Raw genomic sequence first — 21,229 nt, forward strand, 5'->3', positions numbered from 1 at the left:
GTGCGGGTGAAGCGACTCAACCCCGAACAGCTCGTGTTCGTCACCGAGCGGCACCTGGCCACCCTGACGACCCTGCGCGCGAACGGGACCCCGCACGTCGTGCCGGTCGCCTTCACGTGGGACCCCGACCTCGGCATCGCTCGCATCACGGCGCGACGCGGATCGGTCAAGGCGCGGAACGCCCGGCGCCCCGGCCCGGACGGCGAGCCGCCGCGGGCCGCGCTGTGCCAGGTCGACGGCGGCCGCTGGCTGACGCTGGAGGGCACGCTGGAAGCCGTCGAGGACCCGGACGCGGTGGCCGAGGCCGTCCGCCGCTACGCCCAGCGGTACCGCCAGGTCCAGTACGACCCGGACCGGATCGTGCTGCACCTGCACGTCGACCGGACCATGTCCTCCGCCTACATGGCGTCCTGACGCCGTTCCGACCTCGACCCTCAGGTCCGGGTCGAGGTCGGGTCTGACCCTCAGGTCGAGGTCGAGGGTCAGGCCACGACGACGGTCTCGTCCCCCTCCGGGCCGGCCACGGTGACCCGCGTCCCCCGGGCGAGCTGACGGCCGCGGCGCGTCTCCACCTCGCCGTCGACGCTCACGTCGCCGTCCGCGACCAGGTCGCGGGCGTGCGTGCCCGACTCGGCCAGGCCGGCCAGCTTGAGGAACTGTCCCAGCCGGATGACGTCGTCACGGATCGGGACCTCGATCGGGGTGTCCATGCGCCCATTGTCCGGGACGCCAGGACGTGCTGCGTCCCGCCGGACCTAGACTGGTGGGGTGATTCGACGCATCGATCTTCGGGGTCGTTCCCTGTCCCGCCGTGACCTGATCGGGGTGCTCCCGCGCCCCGAGGTCGGCGTGGAGCAGGCGACCGACGCCGTCGCCCCGGTCCTCGCCGACGTCCGGTCCCGCGGTGCTGCCGCGCTGCGCGACCTGGCCGAGCGTTTCGACGGGGTGCGCCCGGAGCATCTGCGGGTCCCGGCCGAGGCGCTGCGCACCGCGCTGGCCGAGCTGGACCCGGCGATCCGGGCCGGGCTGGAGGAGTCCGTGCGCCGGGTGCGGGCGGTGCACGCCGACCAGGTCCCGCGCGAGCACACCACGGTGCTGGCCGACGGCGCGGAGGTGCGCCAGCGCTGGGTCCCGGTCCAGCGCGTCGGCCTGTACGCGCCGGGCGGGCTCGCGGTCTACCCCTCGTCGGTGATCATGAACGTCGTCGCCGCCCAGGAGGCGGGCGTGCCCGGTCTCGCCGTCGCCTCCCCGCCGCAGCGGGACGCCGGCGGGCTGCCGCACCCGACGATCCTGGCCGCCTGCGAGCTGCTCGGCGTGGACGAGGTCTACGCCGTCGGCGGCGCCCAGGCGGTCGCGATGTTCGCCTACGGCGCGGTCGGCTCCGACCCGGTCGACGGCGAGCAGCTGTGCGAGCCGGTGGACGTCGTCACCGGCCCCGGCAACGTCTACGTCGCCGCGGCGAAGCGCCTCGTGCGCGGCGTCGTGGGCATCGACGCCGAGGCCGGGCCGACGGAGATCGCCGTGCTGGCGGACGACACCGCCGACGCCGGTCACGTCGCGCTCGACCTGATCAGCCAGGCCGAGCACGACCCGATGGCCGCCGCGGTGCTGGTCACCCCGTCGCCGGAGCTGGCCGGGGCGGTGGAGTCCAAGCTGGTCGACCTCACCGAGGCCACGAAGCACACCGAGCGGGTGACCACCGCGCTGTCGGGACCGCAGTCCGCCGTGGTGCTCGTCGACGACCTCGAGCAGGGTCTCGCGGTGGTGGACGCCTACGGCGCCGAGCACCTGGAGATCCAGACGGTCGACGCCGCCGCACGGGCCGAGCGGGTGCGGTCCGCCGGCGCGATCTTCGTCGGGCCCTTCGCCCCGGTGTCGCTGGGGGACTACCTGGCCGGGTCGAACCACGTGCTGCCCACGGGCGGCACGGCGCACTTCGCCAGCGGGCTGGGCGTGCACGCCTTCCTCAAGTCCGTCCAGGTCGTCGAGTACAGCCGCGAGGCCCTCGCGGAGGTGGCCGACCGGATCGTCGCGGTCGCCGACGACGAGGACCTGCCCGCGCACGGCGAGGCGGTCCGCGGGCGGTTCTGAGCGCTGCCGGCCCGGTGCCCGTCCGGGCGCCGGGCCGGGTTCGGGCGCGACGTCGTACGCTGAAGAATAGTGTGCCAAGCACGTGCCTGCCCCGACCGCTGCTGTCGGGAAAGCGTGACAGCATGGACGCCATGCCCGCCGCCCCGCCACGCCTCGATCCGCTGGAGATCGGCGCCCTCGTCGGGACGGCGACGTTCCGGCGGGCGCAGGGGTACGAGCGGGGCGGCATGGTCGTCGCCTGGAGCTGGGACGAGGACGAGCGTGTCCTGTCCGCCCGGGTCGCGGGCAGCGAGACCCGGCCGTACGGGTGCCGGGTGCGCTTCGGCCTCGACGCCGACGGCCGGTACGCGTTCGGTTCCTCGACGTGCAGCTGTCCGGTCGGTGCGGACTGCAAGCACGTCGCCGCCGCGCTGCTGCACGTGGGCCGGGACGGCGTCGACGGCCCGGACGGGCCGCCGGCGCCGTCCGGGTGGCGCGGCCGTCTCGCCGCCGTCACGGCCCCCGACCCGGGGTCCGGCGCGGGCGACGGGACGGTCCTGCCCGTCGGCCTGCGCTTCCGGGTGGACGGCGCCTTCGGCGACGAGCCGCCCGAGCTCTCGGTCCGACCCGTCGTACCGGCGCGCCACGGCGGGTGGCGGACCGCCCCGGAGGCGAGCTGGGACGCCCTGGCCCGCGGGCTGTACGCGTTCGCCGACGTCCGCGCCACCCCCGCCCCGGCGGTGCGGCGCTGGTTCGCCGACCTCGGCGCCGCGACGAGCGACGGGTCCTCCCGGGTCCGCGAGGTGTGGCGACCGCTGGCCACGGCGGGGCGTGGGCTCTGGCCCCTCCTCGCCGAGGCGGCCGCGCTCCAGATCCCGTTCGTGGGTCAGGGGAGCCGCGACGAGGTGCTGCTCGCCGGGTCGGCCTCGGTGCGCCTCGTGGCCGCGCAGACCCAGGACGGTGTCCGGCTCGATCCCGTGGTGCGCATGGACGACACGGACGTCGAGGCTCCCGACCGGCAGGGCGCCGTCGGCACGACCGGCCTGTTCACGGTCGAGGCACGGCGCGGGGGCACCGTGCTGCGCCTGGGACCCAGCTCCCGCCGGCTGTCCGACGGCGCGCGGCGGCTCGTGGCCGGCGGTCCCGTCGACGTGCCGGCCGCCGACGTCGACGAGCTCCTCGCGGAGCACCTGCCCGGGCTGCGCCGTGCCGTGCCGGTCGTGTCGGACGGCAGCGTCCGGCTGCCCGAGCCCGCGCGCCCGGTGCCGGTGGCGCGCGCCGAGTTCGCGTCCCCGCAGCGGGCGCTGCTGCGGTGGTCGTGGCGGTACCCCCGGCCGTCGCCGGGCGAGGCGCGGGAGGTGCCCTGGGAGGGGTCCGCCCACGACCCGGCCCGTGACCCCGCGGCGGAGGACGAGCTGCGCTCCAAGGCGGTCGCGGCCGTACGGGCGCTGCCCGGCTTCGAGCGCTTCGACCCCGTCGACCGGCAGTCCTTCACCGGTCTGGAGGCCCTCGACCTCGCCGGCGAGGTGCTGCCCGCCCTCGCCGGCGCCGGCGTCGTCGTCGAGGCGCCCGACCTGCCCGACTACCGGCACCTGGACGCCCCGCCCCGCGTCGTGGTCGACGGGGCACCGTCCGGCGACGCCGACTGGCTCGACCTCGGCATCTCGGTCACGGTCGCCGGTCGGGAGATCCCCTTCACCCGGCTGTTCACCGCCCTGGCCCGCGGCCAGCAGCGGCTGCTGCTCACCGACGGCTCGTGGCTGCGCCTGAACCACACCTCGTTGCGGCGCCTGCGCCACCTCATCGACGAGGCCTCCGCCCTCGACGACGGCTCGCGCACCCTGCGCGTCAGCCGGTACGACGCCGAGCTCTGGGGCGACCTGGAGGACCTGGCCGACACCGTCGACGTCTCGCAGGAGTGGCGGCGCACGGTCGCCGACCTACGCGCCCTCGCGGCCGGGGAGCGGACCGTCGCCCCGGTCCCGCCACCGCCGGGGCTGCGGTCCGAGCTGCGTCCCTACCAGCACCAGGCGTACGAGTGGCTGACCTTCCTGCACCGCCACGGCCTGGGCGGGATCCTCGCCGACGACATGGGGCTGGGCAAGACCCTCGAGGTGCTCGCGTTCGTCGCGGGCGCCCGCGCCCGGGCCGCGACCGAGGACGCGCCGCTGCGGCCCGTCGTCGTGGTCGCTCCCGCCTCCGTCGTCGGCAACTGGGTCGACGAGGCGAGCCGGTTCACTCCCGACCTGCGGGTCGTCACGGTGCCCACCACGACGGCGAAGCGCGGCCGGCCGCTGGGCGAGCTCTGCGCCGGCGCCGACGTCGTCGTGGTCTCCTACGCCGTGTTCCGGCTGGACTTCGCCGCCTTCCAGGACCTGCCGTGGGCGGGTCTCGTCCTCGACGAGGCCCAGTTCGCCAAGAACCCCCGCACCCGCGCCCACCAGACGGCACGGCGCCTGCGCGCGCCCTTCAAGCTGGCCGTCACGGGCACCCCGCTGGAGAACAACCTCACCGAGCTCTGGGCGATGCTCGCCGTCGTCGCCCCGGGGCTGTACCCGTCCTCGCACCGGTTCCGGGCCGAGGTGGTCCGTCCGGTCGAGGCGGCGGGCCGCGACGACGACCCGCAGGTCGTCGCCGCCGGGAACCGTGCGCTGTCACGGCTGCAGCGGCGGCTGCGCACCCTCATGCTGCGGCGCACCAAGGAGCAGGTCGCCCCGGAGCTGCCGGCGCGGACCGAGCAGGTGCTGCGGGTGCCGCTCACGGCCGACCACCGCAAGGTCTACGACACCCACCTGCAGCGCGAGCGGCAGCGCCTCCTCGGCCTGCTCACCGACTTCGAGGCCAACAAGGCGGCGATCTTCCGTTCGCTGACGACGCTGCGGCGGCTGGCCCTGGACGCCGCCCTCGTCGACGACGCCTACACCGGGGTCACGTCGGCCAAGCTCGACCTCGTGGTCGACCAGCTCGTCGAGATGGCCGCCGAGGGGCACCGGGCCCTGGTCTTCTCCCAGTTCCCCTCGTTCCTGCGCCGGGTCGAGGCGCGCTGCGAGGAGGCGGGACTGCCGACGGCGTTCCTCGACGGCGCCACCCGCGACCGGGCCGGGGCGATCGCCGGCTTCACGGACGGGGCGACCCCCGTGTTCCTCATCAGCCTCAAGGCCGGCGGGTTCGGGCTCAACCTCACCGAGGCCGACCACGTCTACCTGCTGGACCCGTGGTGGAACCCGGCGGTGGAGGCGCAGGCGATCGACCGCACGCACCGGATCGGCCAGACGCGACCGGTGCAGGTCACCCGGCTGGTCGCCGCCGACACCGTCGAGGAGAAGGTCATGGCCCTGGCGGCCCGCAAGGCGGCACTCTTCGACGCCGTCGTCGACGACGCGACGGGCCGGTTCGCCGGCGGTCTCGACGCCGACGACGTGCGCGGTCTGCTGGGGGAGTAGGCGGGCCGGTCGCTCAGCGCACGCCGAGCACGAACGGGTGCACCGCCTCCGCGCCCGCCTGGCGCAGCAGCCGTGCGGCGACCGTCAGGGTCCACCCGGACTCGGTCCAGTCGTCGACGAGGAGCACACGGCGCCCCGGCAGGCCCGCCAGGGCCGCCTCGTTCAGCTCGAGCCGGAGGCGGCGGGCCACCCCCGCCAGGCGCATGGCCGAGTTGACGTCGTGCCGGCCGGGCTCCTCGGCCCCCGGGGCGGGGCCGACGGCGCCGATGAGCGGCACGCCGAGATACGCGGCCAGGCCGTGGGCCAGGTGGTAGGTCAGCTGCGGTCGGGTCACCGACCGCACGGCGACGACGCCCTCGACGAGCAGCGGCCGGTCCGCCCCCTCCTCCGCGGCCTCGGCGCGCAACGCGTCCCAGTCGTCCAGCACGCGTGCCGCCGCGCCGCGCAGCGGGACCGGGGTCTCGCCGTCGGCGGTGGTGGGGGCGAACAGCTCGCGCACCGGGTTCGACCAGCCCAGTCCGTCGAAGCGCGCCACGGCCCGTCCGGGCTCGGCGCGTTCGGCGTCGCCGATCTTGCCCTTCAGGTCCAGCCCCAGCGTGGCCAGGCCCGACGGCCACATCTTGCGGGGCTCGACCGCGACCCCGGGCCGGTCCATCTCGGACCGTGCCTCGGCGACGGTGTCGGCCGAGGGCGGCGGGGGCAGCGTCACCCCGCCGCAGCGGTCGCAGCGTCCGCACGTCCAGCCGTCCGGCAGCTCCGGGTCGTCGAGCTGCTCGCGCAGGAACCGCATGCGGCAGCCCGGCGTGGCGATGAAGTCGAGCATCGCCTGCTGCTCCGTGCGGCGGGTCTCGGCCACGCGGGCGTAGCGACCGGCGTCGTAGACCCACTCGACGCCGGTGGCGACCCAGCCGCCCTGGACGCGGCGCACGGCCCCGTCGACGTCGAGCACCTTGAGCATCGTCTCCAGCCGCGACCGCTTGAGGTCGACGTGGGTCTCCAGCGCGGCGGTCGACATCGCCGCGCCGGCGTCGCTCAGGGCGGACAGCGTCGCGCGGACCTGCGCCTCGGCGGGGAAGGCCTGCGCGCCGAACCAGTCCCAGATGGCCTTGTCCTCGTGGCCGGGCAGCAGCACCACGACGGCGTCGTCGACACCGCGACCGGCGCGGCCGACCTGCTGGTAGTAGGCGATCGGCGACGACGGGGCGCCGACGTGCACGACGAAGGCCAGGTCCGGCTTGTCGAAGCCCATGCCGAGCGCCGACGTCGCCACCAGCGCCTTGACCTCGTTGGCCTTGAGGTCCTCCTCGAGCTGGGCGCGCTGCGTCGGGTCGGTGCGCCCCGTGTACGCCGCCACGGCCAGACCCGCGGCCCGGAGCTGGGCGGCGACCTCCTCCGCGGCCGAGACCGTCAGGCAGTACACGATCCCGGACCCGTCGATCTCCTGCAGCGCCTCGACGAGCCAGGCCACGCGGGTCGGCTGGTCCCCGAGCTCCAGGACCGCCAGGTGCAGCGACTCCCGGTCCAGGCCACCGCGGAGCACGAGGACGTCGTCGCTGGTCGCCAGGGCGCCGTCGACGGCGGTGACCCCCTCGCCGTGGACGGCCATCTGCTCGGCCACGTCGCGCGTGACGCGCTCGTTGGCGGTCGCGGTGGTCGCCAGTACCGGGATGCCCGGCGGCAGGTCGGCCAGGAGCGTGCGGATACGCCGGTAGTCGGGCCGGAAGTCGTGCCCCCAGTCGGAGATGCAGTGCGCCTCGTCGACGACCACCAGGCCGGCGTCCGCAGCCAGGCGCGGCAGCACCTCGTCGCGGAACGCCGGGTTGTTGAGCCGCTCGGGGGAGCACAGCAGCACGTCCACCTCGCCCGCGGCGATCTGGGCGTGGATCGCGTCCCACTCGGTGACGTTCGAGGAGTTGATCGTCACCGCGTGGATGCCTGCCCGCTCGGCGGCGGCGATCTGGTCACGCATGAGCGCCAGCAGCGGCGAGACGATGACGGTCGGCCCGGCGCCGCGGGCGCGCAGCAGCCGGGTGGCGACGAAGTAGACCGCCGACTTGCCCCAGCCGGTGCGCTGGACGACCAGCGCCCGGCGGTGGAAGGCGACGAGCGCCTCGATGGCGCTCCACTGGTCCTCGCGCAGCTCGGCGTCGTCGCGCCCGACCAGCGCGCGCAGGGCCGTGGCGGCCTCCTCGCGCAGCGTGCTCGATCCGTCGCCGCTGCCGGCGGTGTCCATCAGGCCCCGCAGCATCGCGAGCTTCGCGCGCCGGGCGGCCTCGGCCCGGTCACCCGCGCCGGTTCCCGGTGCCCCGGCCGCGGCCGCCGCGGGTGCCGGGACGGCGGCCGGGCGCGCCAGGTGCGCGTCCGCGGGAGGGTCGAGCTCGTCCTCGGGCGGCGGGACGTCGTCGTCCGGCGGCACGTCGGCGTCGGTCCAGACCGGCTCGAGGCCGGCGTACGGGTCGTCGGAGGAGGTCACCCTGCGATCGTAGGGGGCGACGGCGACACCGCGAGGCGCCCGTCCACAGCGGTCAGCGGGACGGCTCGCGCAGCAGCGCCACGGTCGAGGCGACCACCGCCAGCACCTCGGCGACGGCCGCGATCGTCTCGTTGCGGCCGAACATCAGCGGACCGGACACGTCGAAGAAGCCCACGGTGCCCGAGGCCACGAACGCCAGCAGCGTGAGCGCGCCGAACGCGATGCCGCCCACCAAGGGGAGCCAGTGCCGCCAGACGACGAGCAGCACGGCGAGCGCGAAGCCTCCGACGGCGTTGAGCAGGAACAGCGGGCCGACGACGTCCAGGTCCCGGTACCCGTCGCTCCACAGCACCAGGTGCACCACGGCGGAGACGGCCACGCTCACGGCCGCGAGGGAACGCCACACCCAGGCGACGCTCGGCGTGCCGCGCGTCGCTGGCCCCGGTCCGGTGGGTGCGTCCATGATGGTCATGCTGCCACCGGACCGTGAGGTTCGTCACCCCGACCCCAGGAGTCGCCATGACCTCGTCCACCCCGTCCTGCTGCTCGCGCCGCCAGCTGCTGCGCGGCGCGGGCGCCGTCGCCGGCACCGCGGCCGTCGGCGGTGTCCTCGTGGCCTGCAGCGAGGGCACGGACCCGGCGGAGTCCGTGGACGACGTCGCCTCGACCGGTGCGGGGGAGGCGATCGTGGCGCTGGCCGACGTGCCGGTCGGCGGCGCGGTGAGCGCCGAGGTCGGGGGCGTCCCGGTCCTGGTCACGCAGCCGGCGGAGGGTGAGGTGCACGTCTTCAGCGCCGTGTGCACCCACCAGGGCTGCACCGTCACGCCGGGCGACGGCGTGCTCGAGTGCCCCTGCCACCGCTCGGTGTTCTCGCTCACCGACGCCGCCGTGCAGTCGGGGCCCGCGCCCGAGCCGCTGGGCGAGATCTCCGTCGAGGTGTCCGGGGGCGACGTCGTGGTCGCCTGACAGTTCGTAGACTGGTGCGGTGTCCACCCCCGATGCACCGGTCCTGCCGCTGCGCCCCGAGCTCGCCGACGAGGTGCCCTACGGCGCCCCGCAGCTCGAGGTGCCCGTGCTGCTGAACGTCAACGAGAACCCGTACCCGCCCTCGGAGCAGGTCGTGGCGAGCATCGCCGCCGGCGTCGCCGACGCCGCGCGATCGCTCAACCGCTACCCGGACCGCGACTTCCCCGCGCTGCGCCAGGACCTCGCCGACTACCTGGCCGTGGAGTCGGGCGTGCGCGTGGCGCCGGAGCAGATCTGGGCGGCGAACGGGTCGAACGAGGTCATGCTGCACCTGCTGCAGGCGTTCGGCGGCCCCGGGCGCACGGCGCTGTCCTTCGCCCCGACCTACTCCATGTACCCGGAGTACGCCCGGGACACCCACACCCGCTGGGTCACGGGCCGCCGGGCCGAGGACTTCACCATCGACCCGGACGCCGCGGCCGCGCTGGTCGAGGCCGAGCAGCCGTCGGTGATCCTGCTGGCCAGCCCCAACAACCCGACGGGGACCGCGCTGCCGCGCGAGACCCTCGAGGCGGTCCTGGACGCCGCGGCACGGGTCCCCGCCGTCGTCGTGGTCGACGAGGCGTACGCCGAGTTCCGGCGCGCGGGCACGCCGTCGGCCCTGGAGCTGCTGGAGGCGTACCCGCACCTGGCGGTGACCCGCACGATGTCCAAGGCGTTCGCCGCGGCAGGCCTGCGGCTCGGCTACCTCGCGGCGTCGACGGCGCTCGTCGACGCCCTGCGCGTGGTGCGGCTGCCGTACCACCTGTCGGCCGTCTCCCAGGCGACCGCGCGGGCCGCGCTCGCCCACCGCGACGCCCTGCTGGCTCAGGTCGCGGACCTGCGTGCGGAGCGTGACGCCCTCGTGGCATGGTTGCGTCGGCAGCGCAGCGCCGCGGGTCCGGTGCAGGTGGCCGAGAGCGACGCCAACTTCGTGCTCTTCGGGACCTTCGCCGACCGGCACGCCGTCTGGCAGGGCCTGCTGGACCGTGGCGTGCTGATCCGTGAGACCGGCCCGGACGGCTGGTTGCGCGTCTCGGTCGGCACCCGCGAGGAGACCCAGGCGTTCCAGGACGCGCTGACCGACGTGATCGCCGAACAGGAGCAGGGATGACAGGCCGCACCGCGCGCATCGAGCGCGCCACGAGCGAGTCCACCGTCGTCGTCGAGCTGGACCTCGACGGGACCGGGCGCACCGACATCTCCACCACGGTGCCTTTCTACGACCACATGCTCACCGCGCTGGGCAAGCACTCGCTGATCGACCTGACCGTGCGGGCCACCGGCGACACCGAGATCGACGCGCACCACACGGTCGAGGACACCGCGATCGTGCTGGGCGAGGCGCTCAAGCAGGCGCTGGGCGACAAGAGGGGCATCGCCCGGTTCGGCGACGCCCTGGTCCCGCTGGACGAGGCGCTCGCCCAGGCCGTGGTCGACGTCTCCGGGCGCCCCTACCTGGTGCACTCCGGCGAGCCGGCGGGGCAGGAGTACCACCTCATCGGCGGTCACTTCACGGGTTCGCTGACCCGGCACGTGCTCGAGTCGATCGCCCACCACGCCGACATCTGCCTCCACGTGCGCGTCCTGGCCGGCCGGGACCCGCACCACGTCGTCGAGGCCCAGTTCAAGGCCCTGGCCCGCGCGCTGCGGGCCGCCGTCGCCCTCGACCCGCGGGTCGAGGGCATCCCGTCGACCAAGGGAGCGCTGTAGGTGCCCGACTACCCCGAACCCGACCAGCCCGGCCGGTCCGAGCCCGAGCTGCCGGACGACCTGGAGATCCCGGACGACCTGTCCGGCCTGACCGGCTCCGACGAGCCCGAGATCGCGGTGCTCATCACCCAGGTCGCCGACGCCGAGGCGCTGGCGGCGGCCTGCGTGCTGGCGCAGATCGAGGTCGACGCGGTGCCCACCCCCGTGGGGTCCCTGGCCGTCCTGCGCGACCGCACCGGCGACGCGCCGCGCACGGCGGCGGCCCGCATCTCGCAGGTCGTCAAGGGCGTGCCGCTCGTGCTGGTGACGCGCGACGGCGAGCAGCTGACCTGCCACCGGTACGCCGACGGCGCCGACGACGGCGAGCTGCCGCCCGGTCTCGTGCTCGGCGGTGCACCGGAGGCGCTGGAGGACCTGCTCACCGGCCACCTGAGCCTCGACGAGCTGCCCGGCGTGGTCTCCTCCGACGGCATCGGCCGGCTCAAGGCCGTCCGCATGCTCTCCGCCGTGTCCCGCAAGGTCCGGAAGAAGAAGTGATGGAGTCCTCCGAGAGCTCCGGGCTGCTGCCCGACGACGGGGCGGCGGCCGAGCTGAACGCGCGCCCGGCCCCCGCCGCCCGCAGCACCCACCGCCCGAGCGTCGTCGTGCTCGACTACGGGTTCGGCAACGTGCGCTCCGCGGTGCGCGCCCTGGAGCGCGTCGGCGCGGACGTCGAGCTGACGGCCGACCGGCACGCGGCCGGCGAGGCCGACGGGCTCGTCGTCCCGGGTGTCGGCGCCTTCGCCGCGTGCATGGCCGGACTGCGCGAGGTGCGCGGCGACCAGGTGGTGGACCGGCGGCTCGCCGGCGGACGCCCGGTGCTGGGCATCTGCGTCGGCATGCAGGTCATGTTCGACGCCGGGGTCGAGCACGGCGTGCGGGCCGAGGGGCTGGGGGAGTGGCGCGGCGTCGTCGACCGCCTGGACGCCCCGGTGGTGCCCCACATGGGGTGGTCGCGGGTGGAGGCCGCCGCGGGCTCGACCCTGTTCCGCGGGGTGGAGGACGAGCGCTTCTACTTCGTCCACTCCTACGCGGCGCAGTCCTTCACCCAGGGCCACGACGACGGCGCCGACCCGCGCTTCACCCCGCCGCGCGTCACCTGGTCCTCCCACGGCCCGGCCGGGTCGGCGGCGCGGTTCGTCGCCGCCGTCGAGGACGGCCCCCTGTCCGCCACGCAGTTCCACCCCGAGAAGTCCGGCGACGCCGGCGCGACCCTGCTCGAGAACTGGGTGCGCTCGCTCTGACCGCCCTCTCCCACCACGACTGGAGAACCCCCGCATGACCGAACGCCTCGTGCTGCTGCCCGCCGTCGACGTCGCCGACGGCCAGGCCGTCCGCCTCGTCCAGGGCGAGGCCGGCTCCGAGACCTCGTACGGCGACCCGCTGTCCGCCGCGCTCGACTGGCAGACCGGCGGCGCCGAGTGGATCCACCTCGTCGACCTCGACGCCGCCTTCGGGCGGGGCTCGAACGCCGACCTGCTGGCCCGCGTCGTGGGGGAGGTCGACGTCCAGGTCGAGCTGTCCGGCGGCATCCGGGACGACGCCTCGCTCGAGCGGGCGCTCGCGACCGGTGCGCGGCGCGTCAACATCGGCACCGCCGCGCTGGAGGACCCCGAGTGGACCGCGCGGGTGATCGCCGAGCACGGTGACGCCGTGGCCGTCGGCCTCGACGTGCGCGGCACGACGCTGGCCGCGCGGGGCTGGACCCGCGAGGGCGGTGACCTGTGGGAGGTCCTCGAGCGCCTCGACGCGGCCGGCTGCGCACGCTACGTCGTCACCGACGTCACCAAGGACGGCACGCTGCGCGGTCCGAACGTCGACCTGCTGCGCGAGGTCGCCTCGCGCACCCCGGCCAAGGTGGTCGCCTCGGGCGGCATCTCCTCCCTCGACGACCTCGCCGCGCTGCGCACCCTGACCGGTGACGGCGTCGAGGGCGCCGTCGTCGGCAAGGCGCTGTACGCCGGTGCCTTCACGCTGCCGCAGGCGCTCGACGTGGCGGGCCGGCCATGAGGTCGATCCAGCCCACGAGCCAGTTCTCCGGCGACGACGGCTCCGCGGACGTCGAGCTGGTCCGCCGGCTCGACGGCTGGCGCGCCGGCACGGTCCCGCTGCGCGACGTCGTGGCCCGGCTGGCCGAGACCCGCGTGCTCGTCCCGGTGCTGGCGGAGGTCGAGTCCGAGGCCACCGTGCAGCACGACGGCGAGGAGCTCACGGTGGACAAGGAGGCCTCGGCCGGCGTCGTGGCGCTCGAGTCGCCCGACGGCCGCCGGGCCCTGCCGGTCTTCTCCTCCGTGGCGGCGATGCAGGCCTGGCGCCCCGACGCCCGACCGGTCCCGGCCGAGGCGGTGCGCGCCGCGCTGTCGGCGGTGAACGAGAAGTGGTCCCTGCTGGTGCTGGACCCGTCGGGTCCGGTCACCGTCCAGATCCCGCGACCGGCGGTCTGGGCGCTCGCCCAGGGCGTCGAGTGGCGTCCCGCGCTGGTCCCGACCGACGACGGCCTCGAGGTGGACGCGGAGGTGTCCCGGGCCATCGCCGACGCGGCCGCCCCGGTGCAGCACGTCGTCCGCGCGACGGCGGTCCCGGGTCGGTCGGCGGAGGTGGCCGTCCGGCTGGAGCTGAACCCGGGCCTGGACCGGGCCGGTCTCGACACCGTGCTGGGCCAGGTCAACGCCCGTCTCGCCGCGGCCAAGGTCGTCGCCGAGCGGGTGGACTCCCTCGAGCTGCGGATCGCCGCCGCCCGCTGAGGCCGCGGCGTCGGCCTCAGCAGGCCGGTAGCGGCGTGAACGCGCTGGTGTCGTCGAGCATCTCGCGCAGCGTCGACTGCGGCACCACCAGGGAGCGTCCGTCGGTCGTCTTGGCGTACACCACGCCGATGACCCGGCCGGACTCGTCCAGGGCCGCGGAGCCGGAGGACCCGGGCTCGACGGGGGCGTCGGTGACGAGCACCTCGCCGAGGTTCTCGTTGAGCGGGTCGGTCGTGGTGCCGATCACCTCGCCCGCGGTCACGGTCAGCCTGCCGCCCGACGGGTAGCCGACGACGCTCACCCGGGCACCCGGCTCGGGGTCCGCCTCGGCGAGCTCGGGGGAGGACGGCAGCTCGTCCTCGGTGCGGACCACGGCGAGGTCGGCGAGCGTCGCGGTGCTCGCCGCCGAGACGTCGATGTCGCGGCCGTCGTAGGTGTTGACCTGCAACGACTCCGAGTCCGCCACGACGTGCCGGTTGGTGATCAGCGTCGTGGCGTCGAGGGCGAACCCGGACCCGGTGGACAGCCCCTCGCAGCCCACGTTGCGGATCCGCACCGCCATGCGCTGCACGGCGTCGAAGCCGTCGGGGGAGAGCCGTCCGGACTCGGCCGCGTCGAGCGACGGTGCCGCCACGCTCGGGACGATGTCGGCCGGCACCGACGGGGGCATGTCCGGCAGCGTGCCGCACGCCGCGACGACGGCGACGCCCGCCGCCGCCAGGGCGCCCCGCACCGGCGCCCTCACTGGGCCAGCTCCTGCTGCAGCTGCTCGTTGGCCTCGCCGGCCTCGTTGCACAGCGCCTGCACGTCGTCGCCGAACCGGTCGAGGTCGGCCGGGTCGTAGGCCTCCCGGTTCTCCAGGTAGCCGATGAGCTGGAACTGGGCCTGGGTGCACTGCTCGAGCGCCGTGGCCACGACCCCCGCGGCCTCGCTGACCCGGCGCTGGTAGTCGAGGTACTGCTGGCTGGCGACGTTCTCGTCGCCGAGCTGGGCCTTCTCGTCGGCCAGCTCGGTGATCCGCTCCGTGGCCGTGTCGAGCTGCTCGCGGGCCGCGACGAGCTCGGCCGTGACGCCGTCGAGCTCGACCTGCAGCGCCGCGACCTCGTCGGCGTACCGCTGGGCCTCGGACTCCCACTCGGCGGCGTGGTCCTCCCAGGCCGTCGTGGTCTGCCACAGGTAGCCCGCGGTCGCGAGGGTCACGATGAGGGCGATCCCGAGGACCACGGCGGTGACGCGCGCCCCGCGGCCGGGACGGCGGGGCGCGCGACGTCCCGGTGCGGGGTCCTCGGGCCGGTGCACCGGCCCCGCGGCCTCCCAGGACGGCGTGGGGGAGGTCATGTCAGACGACGGAGCCCGTGAAGGCCTCCCCGGGCCCCTCGCCGGGGGCGTCCGGGACGACGGAGGCCTCGCGGAAGGCGAGCTGCAGGGAGCGCAGGCCGTCGCGCAGCGAGCGGGCGTGCTGGTTCCCGATGTCGGGGGCGCTGGCCGTGACGAGCGCGGCCAGGGCGGTGATGAGCTTGCGGGCCTCGTCGAGGTCGAGGTGCTCGGGGGCGTCGTCCTCGGCGGCGAGGCCGCACTTGACCGCCGCGGCGCTCATGAGGTGGACCGCGGAGGTGGTGATGACCTCGACGGCGGCCACGTCGGCGATGTCGCGCGTGGCCCCGGTCGCGTCGAGGGGGTCGGTGCTGGCGTTCATGGGGTCCATCTTGGCACCTCCCGGCGCCCGGACGACCGAGGCCGGACCCGCGCGTGCGGGTCCGGCCTCGGTGCGGGGGCGACGCCGGCGAGATCCGGCGCCGACGGCGCCCCCGGGACGTCAGCGCGTGAGCGTCACGCGGCGACCTCGGAGCGCAGCTTCGCCCCGAGCTCGGCGTCCACGTTCGTCCAGTACTGGAAGAACCGCTCACGGATCTCGTCGATCGTGATGGCCTTGCCCTGGCCGGTCAGCGTCTCGAGGAAGCGCGCCTTGGCCGCGTCGTCGAAGACCTCGCGGTACAGGGTGCCGGCCTGGCCGAAGTCGTCGTCCTCGGCATGCAGGGTGTAGGCCGAGCGCATGAGCTCGCCGTCGGTCTCCCAGCTGCCCTCGGAGGCGCGCGCCGGGTCCGCGGCCGGGCCGCCGAACGAGTTCGGCGTGTAGACCGGGTGCTCGGGACCGTTGAAGTGGTACTGCATCGGCCCCTGGTGCATGTAGGTGTGCACCTCGGAGGCGTGCGGCTGGTTCACCGGCAGCTGGTTGAAGTTCGCACCGATGCGGTGGCGGTGCGCGTCGTTGTACGAGAACACGCGCGCCATGAGCATCTTGTCGGGCGAGATGTCGGTGCCGGGCACCTGGTTGCCCGGGGAGAACGCGGCCTGCTCGATCTCCGCGAAGAAGTTGCGCGGGTTGCGGTTCAGGGTGAACGTGCCGACCTTGATGAGCGGGTAGTCCGCGTGCGGCCAGACCTTCGTCATGTCGAACGGGTTGAAGCGGTACGTCTTGGCGTCCTCGTACGGCATGACCTGGACCTTGACGTCCCACGAGGGGTGCTCGCCGCGCTCGATCGCCTCGTACAGGTCGCGGCGGTAGTAGTCCGCGTCCTCGCCGGCGATGCGCTCGGCGTCGGCGTTGCTCATCATCTCGACGCCCTGCTTCGCGATGAAGTGGTACTGCACCCAGAAGCGCTCGCCCTCGGCGTTGATCCACTGGTAGGTGTGCGAGCCGTAGCCGTTGAGGTGCCGCCACGACCGCGACAGCCCGCGGTCGCCCATGAGGTAGGTCACCTGGTGGGCGGACTCGGGCGACAGGGTCCAGAAGTCCCACTGCATGTCCGCGTCCCGCAGCCCGGAGGCGCCGAGACGCTTCTGGGAGTGGATGAAGTCCGGGAACTTCATCGCGTCGCGCAGGAAGAACACCGGCGTGTTGTTGCCGACGACGTCGAGGTTGCCCTCTTCCGTGTAGAAACGCAGCGCGAACCCGCGCACGTCGCGCCAGGTGTCGGGGGAGCCCTGCTCGCCGGCCACGGACGAGAACCGCAGCAGGGTCTCGGAGGTCGCACCCGGCTGGAACACGGCGGCGGAGGTGTACTGCGAGACGTCCTCGGTGACCACGAACTCGCCGAACGCGCCGCCGCCCTTGGCGTGCGGGTTGCGCTCGGGGACGCGCTCGCGGTTGAAGGACGCGAGCTTCTCGACCAGGTAGCGGTCGTGCAGCACGGTGGGGCCGTCGGCGCCGACGGTGAGCGAGTACTGGTCGCTCGCGACCGGGCTGCCGGTCTGCGTCGTCGTGTGGGGGGTCGTCATGGGGGACGTCCTTTCTCGGGGGATCTTTCAGGAGGCGTCGGTGCACGCGGGGCACATGCCCCAGAACGTCACCTCGGCGAGGTCGACGGAGAAGCCGTGGGCGTCGCCGGGCACGAGGCAGGGAGCCGGCCCGACGGCGCAGTCGACGTCGGCGACGGCGCCGCACCCGCGGCAGACCACGTGGTGGTGGTTGTCGCCGACCCGTCGCTCGTAGCGTGCGGGGTGCCCGGCGGGCTCCACGCGGCGCAGCAGGTCGGCGTCGGTCAGGGTGTGCAGGGAGTCGTAGACCGCCTGCACCGAGGCGGAGCCGAGCTCGGCGCGCACGGCCCGCACCACGGTGTCGGCCGTCGAGTGCTGGTGCTCGCCGAGCGCGCGCAGGACGGCGAGGCGCACACCGGTCACGCGCAGACCGGCGTCGCGCAGCAGGCGGCGCTCCGTCGACGTGTCGGCCGGTGTGGTGCTCATGGCAACCACCCTAGGTGCTTCTCTGGAATGATTCCAGTCTTCGCGAGAGCGGCGGCGTGACCGAGCCGACACGTCGGGTGCTCGCCGGGCGCGGGGGGTTCCGTGCTACAGTCAGTGGTCGACCGACCCGGCTGCCCAGTGGCCGGGTGCATGCAAGTGGAGATCATCCCACCCGAGCACCGACAGGCATTCGCCGACAGGGGCCGGGTCCGGTCGGACGGCGCGACGTCGTCCCACCACGGTCGTTCGTCGGCGCACGCCACGGACGGACGGTATCGATGGCCTCCACCTGCTCCTCGGGTCGGGGGCCTTTCCCGTACCTGACGGTCGTCACGACGAGCACCTAGGAGCATCACCATCAGCGAGCCTCGCATCAACGACCGGATCCGCGTCCCCGAGGTCCGGCTCATCGGCCCGGGCGGGGAACAGGTCGGCGTGGTCGCCACGGGAGTCGCCCTGAAGCTTGCCCAGGACGCGGACCTCGACCTCGTCGAGGTCGCCCCGGCAGCCCGTCCTCCCGTCGCCAAGCTCATGGACTTCGGCAAGTACAAGTACGAGTCGGACATGAAGGCGCGCGAGGCGCGGCGCAAGCAGGCGAACACTCTCCTGAAGGAGATCCGCTTCCGCCTCAAGATCGACCCGCACGACTACGCCACCAAGAAGGGGCACGTCGAGCGGTTCCTCGCGGCCGGCGACAAGGTCAAGGTCATGATCATGTTCCGTGGTCGTGAGCAGTCCCGCCCGGAGGCCGGCGTGCGCCTGCTGCAGCGGCTCGCGGACGACGTCGCCGAGCTCGGCTTCGTCGAGTCGATGCCGAAGCAGGACGGGCGCAACATGACCATGGTCCTCGGACCGGTCAAGAAGAAGTCCGAGGCCAAGAGCGAGCAGCGCAAGCGGTCCGCCGAGGTCAACGCCCAGCGCAAGACCAAGTCGGAGGTCAAGGCCGAGCGGCGCGCCGCGGAGGGCCAGCCCGAGCCGGAAGAGGCACCGGAGGTGGCCTCGGAGCAGGCCCCGGAGCCGACGGTCTCCGAGTCCGGCGCCGGTGCGTCCGGACCCAAGCCGGGTCCGAAGCCCGGTCCGCGCCAGGGCTGATCGCCGCACGAACCAACTGGCACCGGGCCGGCCCTACCGGCCCCGGTCAGCACCACGTCCCCGCCTCCGGGCGGGTGACCGACACGAGGAGAGACGGCAGTCATGCCGAAGAACAAGACGCACTCCGGCGCCAAGAAGCGCTTCCGGACGACCGGCAAGGGCAAGCTCATGCGCGAGCAGGCGAACCGTCGCCACCTGTTCGAGCACAAGCCGACCAAGCGCACCCGCCGGCTGGCCTCCGACGAGCCGGTGGCCAAGGCCGACGTCCAGCGAATCAAGAAGATGCTCGGTAAGTGATCCTGTCGGCGGCCCCGGCCGCCGAGATCGCTTGTCGACCCGAACTGCAAGGAGCATCACGTGGCACGCGTGAAGCGGGCGGTCAACGCCCACAAGAAGCGCCGTACGACCCTCGAGCGCGCCAGCGGCTACCGCGGCCAGCGTTCCCGTCTGTACCGCAAGGCCAAGGAGCAGGTCACCCACTCCTTCGTCTACTCGTACCGTGACCGGAAGGCCAAGAAGGGCGACTTCCGCAAGCTGTGGATCCAGCGCATCAACGCTGCGGCCCGCCAGCAGGGTCTGACCTACAACCGGTTCGTCCAGGGCCTCAAGGCCGCGGGCGTCGAGGTCGACCGTCGCATGCTCGCCGAGCTCGCGGTCAACGACACCGCCGCGTTCAACGCGCTGGTCCAGGTCGCCAAGGACGCCCTGCCCCAGGACGTCAACGCGCCGAAGGCCGCCTGAGCACCCGCTCGGTCACCCAGGACGCCCGGACAGCCCGCCTGCCGATGCCCCGCATCCCCGACGTGACGCTCGCCAACCCGCGAGCAGGTCGCGTCAAGCAGGTCAGGGCGCTGTCCGGGCGTTCTGCGCGTTCCAAGCACGGCCAGTTCCTCGTCGAGGGCCCGCAGGGCGTCCGGGAGGTCGTGCGGCACGCCCCGCAGGACGTGCGCGACCTCTACCTCACCGCGGACGCGGCCCGCCGCTATCCCGAGATCCTCGACGCGGCGCAGCACGCCGACCTGTACGTCCACGTCGGGACCCCCGAGGTGCTCGACGCCATGAGCGCCGACGCCCAGGGCGTGCTCGCCGTCGTCCGCGTCCGGGCTCCCGAGCTGGAGCCCGCGCTCGCCGCGGCCGGGTCGCCGGACCGCGCCCTGCTCGTGGCCGTGCTGGCCTCGGTGCGGGACCCGGGCAACGCCGGCACCGTGATCCGCGCCGCCGACGCCGCCGGGGCGGACCTGGTGGTGCTGGCCGGCGACAGCGTCGACGTCCACAACCCGAAGGTCGTCCGCTCCACCGCGGGGTCCCTCTTCCACCTGCCGGTCGTGACGGGGGTGACGCTGGCGCAGACCGTCGACGCGGCCCGCGCCGCGGGCTGCACCGTGCTCGCCGCCGACGGGACCGGCCGCCACGACCTCGACGACCTGCTCGACGTCGCCGGCAGCGACGCCGCGGACGCGCCGGACCTGGCGCGCGGCACGGCCTGGGTCTTCGGCAACGAGGCGTGGGGCCTGCCGGCGCCGGACCGCGCGCTGGCCGACGCCGTCGTCCGCGTCCCGATCCGCGGGCGGGCCGAGTCCCTCAACCTGGCGACGGCCGCGACGGTCTGCCTCTACGCCTCGGGACGCGCCCACCGCTGAGGCGTCCGACCCCGGACATGACCGAGGGCCCCGCGTGGGACGAACACGCGGGGCCCTCGGCCGGTCGATGGCCCGGGGTCAGGCCGGGCAGGCGGCGTCGATGGCGCCGTCGACGTCCGCGCCGGGCAGCAGCACGTCCGCATAGGCCTTCAGCACCACGTTCGCGGTACCGGGGTCGGTGCGGTGGATCTGGAGCACGGTGCTGAAGGGCAGGTAGTCGCCGCTCCCGATCGGCCACTCCAGCCCGTTCGCGGCCACGCCGCTCAGGACTCCGGTGTCCTGGAGCACGCCGATGCCGAACTGCTGGCACTCGATGCCGGTGGGCTTGCCGCCGTCTCCCGCTCCGACCGGGGCGGCGGCGGAGGCCGAACCGGCGGCTCCCACCGTGGCCAGGGCGGCGAGGGCCGCGGACACGCCGGCGATCGCGATGCGCTTCATGGGTCTTTCCTCTCCTTCGGGGCCATGACACCCGGGTGTTCGGCGTCGGGGCGCGGATCGGATGCAGACGGATCGATCTTTTTCGCCGGGCCGTTCCCGACCCACGCCGCCGCCTCCCGCTACCGCCTCCCGCCGCCTCGACACGGACGCCCGGGCACGGAGGGCCGCCGTACCATCGGCGGGTGCGACTGTTCACGGCGGTGTACCCGCCCCGGGAGGTGCTCGAGCACCTCGACCTGGCGCTGGGCGGGGTCGGAGGACCGTCGGCGTCCGCACCGGGCAGCGGGCTGCGCTGGGTCCCGTCCGCGCAGCGGCACGTGACGCTCGCCTTCCACGGGGAGGTCCCCGACGGCGCCGTGGAGGACTACGTCGACGAGCTCGCCACGGTGGTGGCACGCGCTGCGCCGTTCGAGACGGCGCTGGTCGGCAGCGGCACGTTCGGGGGTCGCACGCTGTGGGTCGGCGTCGGCGGTGAGGTGGACCGGCTGCGGGCGCTGTCGCACGAGGTGGCCCGCGCGGCGGACGCCGTGGGGATCGCAGGTGCCGACCGGGCCGGCGGCCGCCCGCACCTGACCGTGGCGAGGGTCTCGGCCGCGCGGCGAGGCAGGGACCGGCACGGTCGCGGCCGAGGCGCCCCGCGCGAGACGGACCCGGCGACGCCGTTCGCCCGCTGGGCCCGCGCGCTGGCGGTCTACCGGGGTCCGACCTGGCCGGTCCGCACCGTGCACGTGGTCGCCTCGCGCCTCGGGGCGGGTCGCTCGGGCGGTCCGGCCCACGAGGACGTCGCGGTGCTGCCCCTCGGGTGACCATAGACTGTGCGGTGCCGCT

The 21,229-nt window shown here is 74.6% G+C and carries 24 protein-coding genes; 15 read left to right on the forward strand and 9 right to left on the reverse strand.

Annotated elements, in window-relative coordinates:
- Positions 1 to 6: 6 nt before the first annotated feature.
- Positions 7 to 414 (forward strand): TIGR03618 family F420-dependent PPOX class oxidoreductase, encoded by a 408-nt coding sequence (locus PO879_RS06815; RefSeq protein WP_278237162.1) that lies wholly within the window; start codon positions 7 to 9, stop codon positions 412 to 414.
- Between the two features lie 68 nt (positions 415 to 482).
- Here PO879_RS06815 and PO879_RS06820 read toward each other — a convergent pair whose 3' ends face one another.
- Positions 483 to 710, reverse strand: coding sequence for an RNA-binding S4 domain-containing protein (locus PO879_RS06820; RefSeq protein WP_278237163.1), 228 nt, complete (start codon positions 708 to 710; stop codon positions 483 to 485).
- A 58-nt stretch (positions 711 to 768) separates the two neighbouring features.
- Between PO879_RS06820 and hisD the strand changes: the two genes are divergently transcribed.
- Both hisD and PO879_RS06830 read left to right on the forward strand, forming a co-directional pair.
- Positions 769 to 2,091, forward strand: coding sequence for a histidinol dehydrogenase (hisD, locus tag PO879_RS06825; protein ID WP_278237164.1), 1,323 nt, complete (start codon positions 769 to 771; stop codon positions 2,089 to 2,091).
- Between the two features lie 122 nt (positions 2,092 to 2,213).
- The gene (locus tag PO879_RS06830; protein ID WP_278237165.1) at positions 2,214 to 5,513 is read left to right on the forward strand and encodes a DEAD/DEAH box helicase; all 3,300 of its coding nucleotides are present in this window, start codon (positions 2,214 to 2,216) and stop codon (positions 5,511 to 5,513) included.
- 13 nt (positions 5,514 to 5,526) lie between these two features.
- On the opposite strand, the gene PO879_RS06835 is transcribed toward PO879_RS06830, so the two are convergent.
- The gene (locus tag PO879_RS06835; RefSeq protein ID WP_278237475.1) at positions 5,527 to 7,761 is read right to left on the reverse strand and encodes a RecQ family ATP-dependent DNA helicase; all 2,235 of its coding nucleotides are present in this window, start codon (positions 7,759 to 7,761) and stop codon (positions 5,527 to 5,529) included.
- A 277-nt stretch (positions 7,762 to 8,038) separates the two neighbouring features.
- The gene (locus tag PO879_RS06840) at positions 8,039 to 8,449 is read right to left on the reverse strand and encodes a hypothetical protein (RefSeq protein ID WP_278237166.1); all 411 of its coding nucleotides are present in this window, start codon (positions 8,447 to 8,449) and stop codon (positions 8,039 to 8,041) included.
- 56 nt (positions 8,450 to 8,505) lie between these two features.
- Here PO879_RS06840 and PO879_RS06845 point away from each other — a divergent pair, with 56 nt between their 5' ends.
- The 7 genes from PO879_RS06845 to PO879_RS06875 are packed head-to-tail and all read left to right on the forward strand — an operon-like array spanning position 8,506 to position 13,487.
- A complete protein-coding gene (locus PO879_RS06845) occupies positions 8,506 to 8,952 on the forward strand; it encodes a Rieske (2Fe-2S) protein (protein ID WP_278237167.1) in 447 nt (148 codons plus the stop codon).
- Positions 8,953 to 8,971: 19 nt separating this feature from the next.
- Positions 8,972 to 10,105 (forward strand): histidinol-phosphate transaminase, encoded by a 1,134-nt coding sequence (locus PO879_RS06850; RefSeq protein WP_278237168.1) that lies wholly within the window; start codon positions 8,972 to 8,974, stop codon positions 10,103 to 10,105.
- On the forward strand, positions 10,102 to 10,704 hold the full coding sequence (gene hisB / locus PO879_RS06855; protein WP_278237169.1) for an imidazoleglycerol-phosphate dehydratase HisB: 603 nt from the start codon (positions 10,102 to 10,104) through the stop codon (positions 10,702 to 10,704). Before PO879_RS06850 ends, hisB begins: the two co-directional genes overlap by 4 nt.
- Positions 10,705 to 11,241 carry a hypothetical protein gene (locus PO879_RS06860; protein WP_278237170.1) on the forward strand — a complete coding sequence of 179 codons (537 nt, stop codon included), beginning with the start codon at positions 10,705 to 10,707 and terminating at the stop codon, positions 11,239 to 11,241.
- On the forward strand, positions 11,241 to 11,987 hold the full coding sequence (gene hisH / locus PO879_RS06865; protein WP_278237171.1) for an imidazole glycerol phosphate synthase subunit HisH: 747 nt from the start codon (positions 11,241 to 11,243) through the stop codon (positions 11,985 to 11,987). Before PO879_RS06860 ends, hisH begins: the two co-directional genes overlap by 1 nt.
- 34 nt (positions 11,988 to 12,021) lie before the next feature.
- The gene (gene priA / locus PO879_RS06870; protein ID WP_278237172.1) at positions 12,022 to 12,753 is read left to right on the forward strand and encodes a bifunctional 1-(5-phosphoribosyl)-5-((5-phosphoribosylamino)methylideneamino)imidazole-4-carboxamide isomerase/phosphoribosylanthranilate isomerase PriA; all 732 of its coding nucleotides are present in this window, start codon (positions 12,022 to 12,024) and stop codon (positions 12,751 to 12,753) included.
- Complete coding sequence (locus PO879_RS06875) at positions 12,750 to 13,487, forward strand: SseB family protein (RefSeq protein WP_278237173.1); 738 nt, start codon at positions 12,750 to 12,752, stop codon at positions 13,485 to 13,487. The genes priA and PO879_RS06875 overlap by 4 nt, the downstream gene beginning before the upstream one ends.
- A 16-nt stretch (positions 13,488 to 13,503) precedes the next feature.
- On the opposite strand, the gene PO879_RS06880 is transcribed toward PO879_RS06875, so the two are convergent.
- The 5 genes from PO879_RS06880 to PO879_RS06900 form a co-directional block, all read right to left on the reverse strand.
- Positions 13,504 to 14,232, reverse strand: coding sequence for a serine protease (locus tag PO879_RS06880; protein ID WP_278237174.1), 729 nt, complete (start codon positions 14,230 to 14,232; stop codon positions 13,504 to 13,506).
- A complete protein-coding gene (locus PO879_RS06885) occupies positions 14,229 to 14,825 on the reverse strand; it encodes a hypothetical protein (RefSeq protein WP_278237175.1) in 597 nt (198 codons plus the stop codon). The genes PO879_RS06880 and PO879_RS06885 overlap by 4 nt, the downstream gene beginning before the upstream one ends.
- A gap of 1 nt (position 14,826) precedes the next feature.
- Positions 14,827 to 15,183, reverse strand: a complete 357-nt coding sequence (locus tag PO879_RS06890; protein WP_278237176.1) for a DUF1844 domain-containing protein — start codon at positions 15,181 to 15,183, stop codon at positions 14,827 to 14,829.
- A gap of 134 nt (positions 15,184 to 15,317) precedes the next feature.
- On the reverse strand, positions 15,318 to 16,766 hold the full coding sequence (locus PO879_RS06895; protein ID WP_278237177.1) for a catalase: 1,449 nt from the start codon (positions 16,764 to 16,766) through the stop codon (positions 15,318 to 15,320).
- A 27-nt stretch (positions 16,767 to 16,793) separates the two neighbouring features.
- Entirely contained in the window at positions 16,794 to 17,231 is a 438-nt protein-coding gene (locus PO879_RS06900; protein WP_278237178.1) for a Fur family transcriptional regulator, read from the reverse strand.
- Positions 17,232 to 17,639: 408 nt separating this feature from the next.
- Between PO879_RS06900 and infC the strand changes: the two genes are divergently transcribed.
- The 4 genes from infC to PO879_RS06920 all read left to right on the forward strand — a co-directional run bounded on the left by infC (position 17,640) and on the right by PO879_RS06920 (position 19,963).
- Positions 17,640 to 18,323 carry a translation initiation factor IF-3 gene (infC, locus tag PO879_RS06905; RefSeq protein ID WP_347568624.1) on the forward strand — a complete coding sequence of 228 codons (684 nt, stop codon included), beginning with the start codon at positions 17,640 to 17,642 and terminating at the stop codon, positions 18,321 to 18,323.
- 102 nt (positions 18,324 to 18,425) lie between these two features.
- A complete protein-coding gene (gene rpmI, locus PO879_RS06910; protein ID WP_278237179.1) occupies positions 18,426 to 18,620 on the forward strand; it encodes a 50S ribosomal protein L35 in 195 nt (64 codons plus the stop codon).
- A gap of 60 nt (positions 18,621 to 18,680) precedes the next feature.
- Positions 18,681 to 19,064, forward strand: a complete 384-nt coding sequence (gene rplT / locus PO879_RS06915) for a 50S ribosomal protein L20 (protein ID WP_278237180.1) — start codon at positions 18,681 to 18,683, stop codon at positions 19,062 to 19,064.
- Between the two features lie 44 nt (positions 19,065 to 19,108).
- Positions 19,109 to 19,963 carry an RNA methyltransferase gene (locus PO879_RS06920; RefSeq protein ID WP_278237181.1) on the forward strand — a complete coding sequence of 285 codons (855 nt, stop codon included), beginning with the start codon at positions 19,109 to 19,111 and terminating at the stop codon, positions 19,961 to 19,963.
- 78 nt (positions 19,964 to 20,041) lie between these two features.
- Here the strand turns inward: PO879_RS06920 and PO879_RS06925 are convergent, their stop codons facing one another.
- The gene (locus PO879_RS06925; RefSeq protein WP_278237182.1) at positions 20,042 to 20,401 is read right to left on the reverse strand and encodes a hypothetical protein; all 360 of its coding nucleotides are present in this window, start codon (positions 20,399 to 20,401) and stop codon (positions 20,042 to 20,044) included.
- A gap of 182 nt (positions 20,402 to 20,583) precedes the next feature.
- Between PO879_RS06925 and thpR the strand changes: the two genes are divergently transcribed.
- The gene (gene thpR / locus PO879_RS06930; protein ID WP_278237183.1) at positions 20,584 to 21,207 is read left to right on the forward strand and encodes an RNA 2',3'-cyclic phosphodiesterase; all 624 of its coding nucleotides are present in this window, start codon (positions 20,584 to 20,586) and stop codon (positions 21,205 to 21,207) included.
- Positions 21,208 to 21,229: the final 22 nt, after the last annotated feature.

It is taken from the genome of Isoptericola sp. AK164, from assembly GCF_029643425.1.
In the GTDB taxonomy this organism is placed as follows: domain Bacteria; phylum Actinomycetota; class Actinomycetes; order Actinomycetales; family Cellulomonadaceae; genus Isoptericola; species Isoptericola haloaureus.

What these genes read in the sequence shown, in the direction of transcription:
- PO879_RS06820 (WP_278237163.1), bottom strand. Translation starts at nt 710, where the DNA reads ATGGACACCCCGATCGAGGTCCCGATCCGTGACGACGTCATCCGGCTG.
- PO879_RS06830 (WP_278237165.1), top strand. Translation starts at nt 2,214, where the DNA reads ATGGACGCCATGCCCGCCGCCCCGCCACGCCTCGATCCGCTGGAGATC.
- PO879_RS06835 (WP_278237475.1), bottom strand. Translation starts at nt 7,761, where the DNA reads ATGCTGCGGGGCCTGATGGACACCGCCGGCAGCGGCGACGGATCGAGC.
- PO879_RS06840 (WP_278237166.1), bottom strand. Translation starts at nt 8,449, where the DNA reads ATGGACGCACCCACCGGACCGGGGCCAGCGACGCGCGGCACGCCGAGC.
- PO879_RS06845 (WP_278237167.1), top strand. Translation starts at nt 8,506, where the DNA reads ATGACCTCGTCCACCCCGTCCTGCTGCTCGCGCCGCCAGCTGCTGCGC.
- hisB (WP_278237169.1), top strand. Translation starts at nt 10,102, where the DNA reads ATGACAGGCCGCACCGCGCGCATCGAGCGCGCCACGAGCGAGTCCACC.
- hisH (WP_278237171.1), top strand. Translation starts at nt 11,241, where the DNA reads ATGGAGTCCTCCGAGAGCTCCGGGCTGCTGCCCGACGACGGGGCGGCG.
- priA (WP_278237172.1), top strand. Translation starts at nt 12,022, where the DNA reads ATGACCGAACGCCTCGTGCTGCTGCCCGCCGTCGACGTCGCCGACGGC.
- PO879_RS06875 (WP_278237173.1), top strand. Translation starts at nt 12,750, where the DNA reads ATGAGGTCGATCCAGCCCACGAGCCAGTTCTCCGGCGACGACGGCTCC.
- PO879_RS06885 (WP_278237175.1), bottom strand. Translation starts at nt 14,825, where the DNA reads ATGACCTCCCCCACGCCGTCCTGGGAGGCCGCGGGGCCGGTGCACCGG.
- PO879_RS06890 (WP_278237176.1), bottom strand. Translation starts at nt 15,183, where the DNA reads ATGAACGCCAGCACCGACCCCCTCGACGCGACCGGGGCCACGCGCGAC.
- PO879_RS06895 (WP_278237177.1), bottom strand. Translation starts at nt 16,766, where the DNA reads ATGACGACCCCCCACACGACGACGCAGACCGGCAGCCCGGTCGCGAGC.
- PO879_RS06900 (WP_278237178.1), bottom strand. Translation starts at nt 17,231, where the DNA reads ATGAGCACCACACCGGCCGACACGTCGACGGAGCGCCGCCTGCTGCGC.
- rpmI (WP_278237179.1), top strand. Translation starts at nt 18,426, where the DNA reads ATGCCGAAGAACAAGACGCACTCCGGCGCCAAGAAGCGCTTCCGGACG.
- PO879_RS06920 (WP_278237181.1), top strand. Translation starts at nt 19,109, where the DNA reads ATGCCCCGCATCCCCGACGTGACGCTCGCCAACCCGCGAGCAGGTCGC.
- PO879_RS06925 (WP_278237182.1), bottom strand. Translation starts at nt 20,401, where the DNA reads ATGAAGCGCATCGCGATCGCCGGCGTGTCCGCGGCCCTCGCCGCCCTG.